The organism is Nocardia sp. FBN12 (assembly GCF_054031145.1).
On sequence record NZ_CM132926.1, the window covers coordinates 5,172,447 to 5,180,964 of the forward strand.

The 8,518-nt window shown below is 66.4% G+C and carries 8 protein-coding genes; 3 read left to right on the forward strand and 5 right to left on the reverse strand.

The genetic code is table 11. The features are described 5' to 3' along the window. Nucleotides 1–58: 58 nt before the first annotated feature. On the reverse strand, nt 59–1,057 hold the full coding sequence (locus tag ACWZHB_RS24545) for an NAD(P)-dependent alcohol dehydrogenase (RefSeq protein ID WP_427904166.1): 999 nt from the start codon (nt 1,055–1,057) through the stop codon (nt 59–61). 12 nt (nt 1,058–1,069) lie between these two features. Here ACWZHB_RS24545 and ACWZHB_RS24550 point away from each other — a divergent pair, with 12 nt between their 5' ends. Further along, a complete protein-coding gene (locus ACWZHB_RS24550) occupies nt 1,070–1,531 on the forward strand; it encodes a TetR/AcrR family transcriptional regulator C-terminal domain-containing protein (RefSeq protein ID WP_427904167.1) in 462 nt (153 codons plus the stop codon). Between the two features lie 146 nt (nt 1,532–1,677). Here the strand turns inward: ACWZHB_RS24550 and ACWZHB_RS24555 are convergent, their stop codons facing one another. The 3 genes from ACWZHB_RS24555 to ACWZHB_RS24565 form a co-directional block, all read right to left on the reverse strand. Then, on the reverse strand, nt 1,678–2,709 hold the full coding sequence (locus ACWZHB_RS24555; RefSeq protein ID WP_427904168.1) for an ATP-grasp domain-containing protein: 1,032 nt from the start codon (nt 2,707–2,709) through the stop codon (nt 1,678–1,680). A gap of 163 nt (nt 2,710–2,872) precedes the next feature. Next, nucleotides 2,873–4,051: an FAD-dependent monooxygenase gene (locus tag ACWZHB_RS24560; RefSeq protein ID WP_427904169.1), complete on the reverse strand. Its 1,179-nt coding sequence runs from the start codon at nt 4,049–4,051 to the stop codon at nt 2,873–2,875. A 33-nt stretch (nt 4,052–4,084) separates the two neighbouring features. Beyond that, nucleotides 4,085–5,554, reverse strand: a complete 1,470-nt coding sequence (locus tag ACWZHB_RS24565; RefSeq protein WP_427904170.1) for an MFS transporter — start codon at nt 5,552–5,554, stop codon at nt 4,085–4,087. Between the two features lie 277 nt (nt 5,555–5,831). On the opposite strand from ACWZHB_RS24565, the gene ACWZHB_RS24570 reads away from it, so the two are divergent. Next, nucleotides 5,832–7,097 carry a sensor histidine kinase gene (locus ACWZHB_RS24570; RefSeq protein ID WP_427904171.1) on the forward strand — a complete coding sequence of 422 codons (1,266 nt, stop codon included), beginning with the start codon at nt 5,832–5,834 and terminating at the stop codon, nt 7,095–7,097. Continuing rightward, entirely contained in the window at nt 7,094–7,780 is a 687-nt protein-coding gene (locus ACWZHB_RS24575; RefSeq protein WP_427904172.1) for a response regulator, read from the forward strand. Before ACWZHB_RS24570 ends, ACWZHB_RS24575 begins: the two co-directional genes overlap by 4 nt. Nucleotides 7,781–7,829: 49 nt before the next feature. On the opposite strand, the gene ACWZHB_RS24580 is transcribed toward ACWZHB_RS24575, so the two are convergent. Further along, nucleotides 7,830–8,408, reverse strand: a complete 579-nt coding sequence (locus tag ACWZHB_RS24580) for a Uma2 family endonuclease (protein ID WP_427904173.1) — start codon at nt 8,406–8,408, stop codon at nt 7,830–7,832. Nucleotides 8,409–8,518: the final 110 nt, after the last annotated feature.

Here is an 8,518-nt window from a genome sequence, read left to right on the forward strand (position 1 = left end):
GGACAACTTCGGCCCTAGCTGCGCAAGACATCCGAATCGGCACGGCATCCCCGGCGAATCAGGCGATGAGGACGGTCTTTCCCGACGCGTGACCTTGCTCGAATGCGGCGACGGCCAGTGCCGCGTCGGACAACGCGAACCGCCGCTCGATCACCGGTCGCAAGCTCCCGTCAACGGCCAATCCGGCCAGATATGCGAGGTCGGCGGCCGCGGGTCGCATCAGCAGAGCCTTCAGGGTCTGTCGCGCGAACAGGTCGGTGAGTGCCACCTGACCCAGCCATCGGATCGGGCCGAACCAGTTGTTGCCGGGCGCGGCGGCGGAGGAGATGAAGACGCCGTCCGTGGCCAGCACGCGACGGATCTCCCGCAGTGCTCGGTTGCCTGCCAGATCGAAGATCACGTCGTAGCGCAGATCCGCGCGGGTGAAATCGTCGACGGTGTAGTCGATGACGACATCGGCACCGATGCTGCGCACCATCTCGACATGCCGGGTGCCGCACACCGCGCTCACGTGCGCGCCGAGCACCTTCGCGATCTGCACCGCGAAGCTGCCGACCCCGCCCGACGCGCCGTTGATCAGCACGCGCTGCCCCGGCCCGACCTTGCCGATATCACGCAGCCCCTGCAACGCGGTCATTCCCGAATCCGGCATCGCCGCAGCATCTTCCATGCTCAACGCCGCAGGCACGATGGCGAACGCGCCCGCGCCGGCGCAAACGTATTCAGCGAACGCCCCACTGGGCACCGCACCGAAAACCCTGTCACCAGCGCGAAATTCGGTGACACTCCCGCCGACCGCGACTACCTCACCCGCCAGATTCTGCCCGATCATTCGATGCTTGGGCCTGCGCAACCCGAACCCGAGCCGCAGCAGATACGGCGTCCCGGTGAGCAGATGCAGATCCCCACTGCACAGTGATGCCGCCCGCACACGGACCACCACATCACCCTCCCCCGGCGCCTTCGGCCGCGGCACGATCTCGCTGCGCAACACCTCAGCCCCGCCGTATCGGGGTGCGATCCAGGCGGTCATCGAAGCCGTATCCACATCGGTCATCAGGGCCCCTCAGTGGTGGTCGCCGAGATCTACGTCCCCCGTGCGGGCACCGACTGGCGAGCAGAGCTGCGGCACCGAGCCATCTCTGCCCACGAGGTACTCCTGACCCACCGCTGGGCCACCGGCCTGCTCGGCTCCCGCGTCAATGTCGGCCCCGCCATGCTCCGCTACGTGGACGCCACCCTCGGCTGCCTGATCACCGCTGGCTTCACCTACGAACAGGCAGACCGAGCGTGGAACGCCTTGGACAGCCACATCTACGGCTTCACCATCCAGGCCATCAACTTCCCTCTCGACCCCGCCGAATTTGCGTCGGCCGCAGAACAATTCCTCCCGCTTGTCCCCGCCGAAACACATCCCCACCTGCGCACCCTCTCGGGGCTCGTCATTGCCGGATCCCACTCCGGTGCGGCGGATTTCACCTTCGGCCTCGATCTGCTCCTCGACGGGTTGGCCGGACTGCTCACCCGCTGACATCGTCGCGGTGTCCACCGATCGGTGGACACGAAGTTCGACCGGTCGATGCTGTCTGCGACCCCGGCGCCGAACTCGACGTCAACGACCGCACCCATGCCGTCATCGTCGCCATGAACCGGGGCCTGTTCACCACCGGCGAGTGATCAGCCAGGAACCAGATCCGCGCTGCGACGTACGCCCTCGAGCTGACCGTCCAGCAACGGCGCAACCTCCATCACCGCTTCCGCCACGGCGAGACAGGCACCCAGCCGCGGCGGGTGCCGTAAGCCCGAATCACCTTGCAGCAGTAGCCGAACCGCGGCCCATGGCAAATTCACGTCGGCGAAGGACGTATGGAACAGGCCTGCCGAGGGTCGCGGATTCGCCTCGAGCAGGACCGGTTCCCCACCGCGATAACGTAATTGGACATTGGTCAGGTAGGCCAGTTCGAAGTGCCACACGAGCCGCCGCGCGATGTCGACCGCGGCGGGATCATCGAGCAATACGCGGAAGCGGCCCTGCTTGGCGCGCGGAATCCCCATCAGCAGTTCACCTCCCGGCGCGGAGAGACAGTCGATACTGATCTCCGGACCTTCGAGGAACGGCATCACCAGCAGCGGCGGGACGCATTCCCCCGCCGCCGCGGCCCGGCGCATCGCCCCCGCGACGGCAGCGACCGAGGCCACCGGTCGTGGCGCGACCCGCAAGCTCGCCATGGTCAACGGACGGTCGTCCAGAATGCGAAACCCGAACGCCGAGAACTCACCACTCGGCTTGATGCACAGCGTCTCCCCGCCCATCGCCAACTCGTCGACGGCCGCGCAGAACTCGTCCGCATCGCGCGCCTCCCGCCACGGCGGTACGGGAACTCCTGCCGCACCGGCGATCTCGTAGGTTCGCACCTTGTCGGTCAGCGCCTTCACCGCTGCCAACGGCGAACACATCAGACTGGTGCCGACCGCCGCGAAGTCGGCTCCCCGACCTGCCAGCGCGTCGAGACGCCGTGGCGGAATGAGCACATCGATGCGATGCGTGCGACAGAATTCGAGCGCGAACTGCGCGTACTCCTCGTTGCTCACGTACCGAGGTTCGATCGCCGACACATCACCTGCCGAGAGAGCGACCGCACTCGGATCCACATTGCTGGCATAAATCGTGACGTCGACACCGTCCGGGTTCTCCCGGAGCAACCGCATGACCTGAACGGTCGCTGCCCCGGCACTGCTCAGCCAAATCCGAAGTGCGATAACGAACGCTCCCTAGCCTGTTCCCGATGCGAACCCGGACCCTATCCCGGTTCGGTGACGAGCACATTTCGGGCAGCAGGCCCCCACGTCACATCCATCCCGGCGGATGGGCTCAGTGGTCGGGCAAGGTGAGTGCCGTGTGGGCCGGTCGTCCTGTGGTCGGCGGCGACGTGGTGAGGCCGCGGAGCCGGTGGTTGCGAGCTTCCAATGCCTCGGCGGTGGTGGGAAACAGCGCTGCCTCGCCGGTGGAGATCTGCGCTTGGTTGAGTTCGACGAATCCGCGGCTGGCGCGCTCGTAGGCGGTGAAGGCGGCGGTGTGATCGTCGTGGGTGGCCAGGGCGTGGGCGAGCATGTAGGCGCCGACGAGGGCGAGACTCGAGCCCTGCCCGGTGAGGAACGACGGCGCGTAGGCGGCATCGCCGACGAATGCCACCCGCCCGCTCGACCATCGCGGCAGGTGGATCTGACTGACCGTGTCGAAGAACTGATCCGGCGCGTGACGCATGGCGTCGACGATCATCGGTACCTGCCATCCGTCATCGCCGAAGACGGTGGTGATCAGCTCGTCTCGAGTGCCGTTGTCGCGGAGTGCTTCGTGTGCTGGTTCGGGGTGGGCGAAGGTCAGCAGGGCGTGTACGTCGTCGCTGTTTCCGACGGCGTAGAGAGCGGCGGCGCGTCCAGGGGTGTTCCAGACGAGTGCCTCGTGCGAGAGCCCGAACGTGTTGGGCATGGTGCAGATCGAGAAGCAGTAGCCGAGGTAGCGCAGGTAGTCCTGTTCGGGGCCGAAGGTGAGGGCCCGGGTTCGTGAGTGCATTCCGTCAGCGCCGACCACGAGGTCGAAACTACGGTGGGCGCCGCTGCGGAAGGTGACGTCGACACCGTGATCGTGCTCGGTGAGCGCGTCGATGGCATCGTCGAACAGGAACTCCACGTCGTCGCGGACGGCGGTGTAGAGCACGTCGGTCAGCGTCCCTCGCGGTATCTCGAGGTCATGTCCGTCGACGCCGCCTACCACTGCCTGCGGATGAACGACCGCGGCGCGACTGCCGTCGGCATCGAGGAAGCTCACCCGCCGCGTGTCGATATGGGCTTGCCGTAGGCGCGGCAGGATGCCCATCCGGTGCGCGACGGCTACCGCGGTGCCACGCACGTCGATCGGATATCCGCCGTCGCGCACCCCGGTGGACTTCTCGACCACCGTCACCTCGAAGCCATGTCTGCGCAGCCAGAACGCCAGCGCGGGACCCGCGATGCTCGCGCCGGAAATCAGGACGGTTCCGCTGGATTTCATGTCAACTCCTACGTTTTCTGTCGATGGAAAGGCTCACGCGCGCGTCTCGACGGGTTCGAGCCTCTGCGCCGGCGCCTGATGCTCCGGGCGGGTGGTTCGTACGAGAATGACGACGACCACCGCGGCGATCGCGAATGCCACGGTGGCGATCGCGATGTAGCTGAACACCCCGGTTGCGGAATTCACTGTCTCGCCGTCCGCGACGACGGTGGTCGAGGCGAGCACGGCCGCGCCGACGAAGTTGAACACCACGGCCCCGGTCGACACCATCACCATGACCAGGCTGGACACGATGCCCTGCCGTTGTGCCGACGCCAAGTTGCCTGCCATGTTGAAACCCGACGCACCCAACGCGGCGACCGTGACACCGAGCAGGAACGCGAAGCCCAGCGCCGCGACCAGCTGCGACACACCGAGAAACATCCCGATGGTGGCTGCGGTTCCGAGCATGACCGCCCCGGCCAAGGTCCTGGCGGGTCCGATCCGCGTCCCCAACCAGCCGGCCACCGGACCTCCGAGCATCACACCGACAGCGGGTGCCGCGAGAAGCAGCGCCACCGACCCGTGACCGCCGAGACCGTAGCCCAGATTCTGGTTAGCCGGAATCTCACTGATGAGCGGGATGAGCTGAAGCATGCTCTGGTAGGAACCCGCGCCGAGGAAAACGACAAGCAGCGTGAGAATCAACGGCCTGCCGAGGTTCCCGACGTCGATCAGCGGGTCGGGCTTTCGGCTCGAGACCGCGAACCATCTGGCCAGCGCCACGATCCCACCGAGGAGAACGGCAAGCGGGCCGATGGCCGACCAGCCGAGGTCGGGACCCATGCTGATGTAGCCGAGCACCCCGAGCAGACCGCCCCCGAGCAGCAGCGCACCCGAGATGTCGAGCCGGCCCGGCGTCTTCACGAGCGATTCGGGAACCAGCACACGCACGCAAACCGCCATCGCGACCGCCACCGCGGCCGAGATGAGGAAAAGGATCTGGAAGCCGAACTCCGTCGCCAGCTTCTCGATGAGAAAACGGGACGCGACATTGAGCACCGCGGTACCGGTGGTCACGATGCCGACGATGATCATGGCCAGGCGTGGCGTGCAGACGGTTCGCACGATCGCGACCGACAAGAACATGGCCGCCAACGCGGCTCCCTGCAACATGCGTCCCACGACGAAGATCCACATCGTCGGGGCCACCGCGCAGATCAGCGCACCCACGCAACTGATCAGCAATGCCAGCACGAGCACTCGGCGTTTGCCGTAGATGTCGGCGCTCTTGCCGAGCAGCGGCGCCCACATCACGCCCGCCAGCATCGCGGTGGCGTTGAGCCACGCCGCCTGGTCGGTGCCGAAATGGTCGAGCATCTCGGGCAGGACGATCAGCGGGGCGCCGATCGCCGAGTCCACCACGAAGTTCACCAAGGCCAAGACCGCGACGAGGCCGAGTAGTCGCCAGCTCCATCGCGTGTGTAGACCGACGTTCGCATCGTCGATTGTGTTCTGCTGCATTGACTTCGGCTCCTCACCAGAGGTTGATGTCCCGACTCGGCGGGACTCGCGCCACGCGGGCGCCGGGCTGGTTACCACCGTTCCAGCGGAGCTTCCTGCGGGCATCGTCTCTCGTCACCGACTGCCGCTAGTGCTGTCGCACCAGACGACCGCGCACCCTGGTGCGTACGCACCGAGTCGAGCGCCATGCGGTCGCCGTGGCCTCGGACGCGCGTATCTTGGGCGAGTTGTTGCCAACCCAGCAGCGTTCCCCGACCCGGTGACGGCCACCCACCCAGTGGCACGACGACCCGTGTGGTGGCGCGAGGCGCTCGTCCTCGCGACAGCGTTGCTGCTGTGCCTGGCCGGCGGGATCTTTCACCCCGACAACACCCTGGGATGGCCGCCGATCGCCACCTATGCTGTCGCGGGAGTCTCGTGTGCGGCGCTGGTCGTCCGGCATCGCGCACCCGTGATCGCGGTCGCCGTGACCACCGTGTGCGGGATGCTGGCCGCGCCGTTCGGCCTGCTGTTGACCCCGTTGATCGTGGTGCCCCTCGCGATCGCCGCCTACGCGCTGGCAGTGCATACCGAACCCAGAGTGACGATCGCGATCCTGCTCCCTGCCGTCGCGTTGCTGGTCGCGGTGACCCCACTGCTCGACGGGCTTTCCTGGCAGGACGGCAGCAGGCTGCTGTCGGTGGCGGCGCTCCCGCTGATCGCCGCAGCGCTCGGCAACGCGACGCAGAGCCGACGGGCCTACCTGGCGGCGATGGAAGAGCGGGCTCTGCGCGCCGAGGAGAGCCGGGAGAGCGAAGCGCGCCGCAGTGTTGCCGAAGAGCGAGTACGCATCGCGCGTGAGCTGCACGATGTCGTCGCCCACCAGATCACGCTCGCCAACGCCCAAGCCGTGGTTGCCGCGCACGTGTTCGACTCGCACCCGGAACAGACTCGCTCGAACCTGCGGAACATCATCCAGACCACGAAAAACGCCCTCGATGACCTGCGGGCCACGGTCGGACTGCTACGCCAGGCCGGGGACGCTGGTACTTCCGCCGAACCGTCGCCCGGGCTGTCGCAGCTTCCCCCGCTCCTCGAGTCATTCGGCCGTGCGGGACTACAAGTGACGATGGACAACGAAGGCGCGCCAAAACCACTACCTCCCGGCGTGGATCTCACTGCCTACCGGATCATTCAGGAAGCCCTGACCAACGTGCGCAAACACGCAGGGACCGGCAGCGCTCGAATCCGCTTGTCCTGGAGCCACAACCGACTCGCCATCACCGTCACCGACGACGGACCGGACTCGCAGGCCGCACCGAAACCGCTCGAGCCGAGTGCGTTCACGCGATCGGACCGGCCATCGGGTTACGGGCTGATCGGTATGCGAGAACGCGCCACCGCGGTCGGGGGCCAGCTCTTCACCACCAACAGCCCGGCAGGTGGCTTCATCGTCTCCACCCACCTGCCGCTCACGCCCGAGAACGCGCCGACGGCCGACAAACCGGCTGCAGATTCGGACGCCGGGCGCGTAAGCGACGCAGAGAACGGTGGTCCCCCATGACGATTCGAGTGTTACTCGCCGACGACCAGGCCCTGCTACGCCAAGCGTTCCGGACGCTGCTCGACACCGCCGACGACATCAGCGTGGTCGGTGAGGCCGCCGATGGCAGGCAAGCGGTGAGCCTCACCCGTGAACTGCGCCCCGATGTGGTCATCATGGACATCCGGATGCCGGACACCGACGGCCTCACCGCCACCGCACAGATCTGCGCGGACCCACAACTGCGCGACAGCCGCGTCCTGATCCTCACCACCTATGAGACCGACGAATACGTCGCGCAGGCGCTGCGCGCGGGCGCGAGCGGTTTCATCGGAAAGGGCATCGGCGCAGCGGAGCTACTCGCCGCCGTGCGCACTATCGCAGACGGAGAAACCCTCCTGTCCCCTGCGGCAACGCGCAGCTTGATCGCCCGCTTTCTGGCAACGCCGACCCACGACGCCCACACGTCCGAGCTACTCGACGCCCTCACCCCGCGCGAACGCGAAATGACCATGCTGGTCGCAACAGGACTGTCCAACAACGAGATCGCCGAGCAACTGTTCGTGAGTCCGTTCACCGTCCGCGCCCATGTGCAGCGCGCCATGAACAAGCTGCAAGCTCGCGATCGTGCACAGCTCGTCGTCATCGCCCACCGCACCGGACTGGTCAACCGCGCGAGCGACGGCACCGATCACCTGCCATGACATCGGCGTCGCGTCCTGCCGGGCTGGACGGGCCTTCCTGGGCGCCGACCTAGCGAGGGAGCAGCGCGCCAGGGTCGAAGGTGACCTCGTACGGCGAACGTAAAGTCACCGGATCACCCGCGGACGCACGGTGCGTCTGCTCGTACTCACCATCAGTGCCGAGGGCGTAGGCGAACAGTACCGGCAACTCTTCGCCGGCCAGACAGCCTTTGAATGCGTTGATTTCGAATCGCCAATACGTCGGGATTCCGGCCTGCGCGTACAGAACCGGCTTCACCAATCGGTCCTGCAATGTCGTCGACCTCGACACGACCTCCACGGCGAGCGCGACCTGTCCCACCGGAACCCCGCGCCCGTTCCAGTCGATCGATCCGGCGACAACCATCAGATCGGGGATCGGCTCGTCGTCCCCGATGAGTACGCCGACACCGTCCAGGACGAGGTGATCGGCGGGAACGCACGCGTCAAGGACCTGTGTCAGCCGTTTGATCAACCACTGGTGCTTCGGCTTGGGTGCGGCGTTCACGACAAGCTGGCCATTCAATACCTCGTAACGCAGTCCGTCATCGGGTAGTCGATCCAGATCGGCAGCGGTCCATTCGGCCGAATGAGGCACCGGCATTGCCATGGAAACCACCTCCCACCTTGCTGAACTCGTCACATGAACGCACTGGTAAGGCTCAGTCTAGTTCAGTCATCGTGTCGACCCAGCTCATCACTTGGCTCAACGGTGCAGAC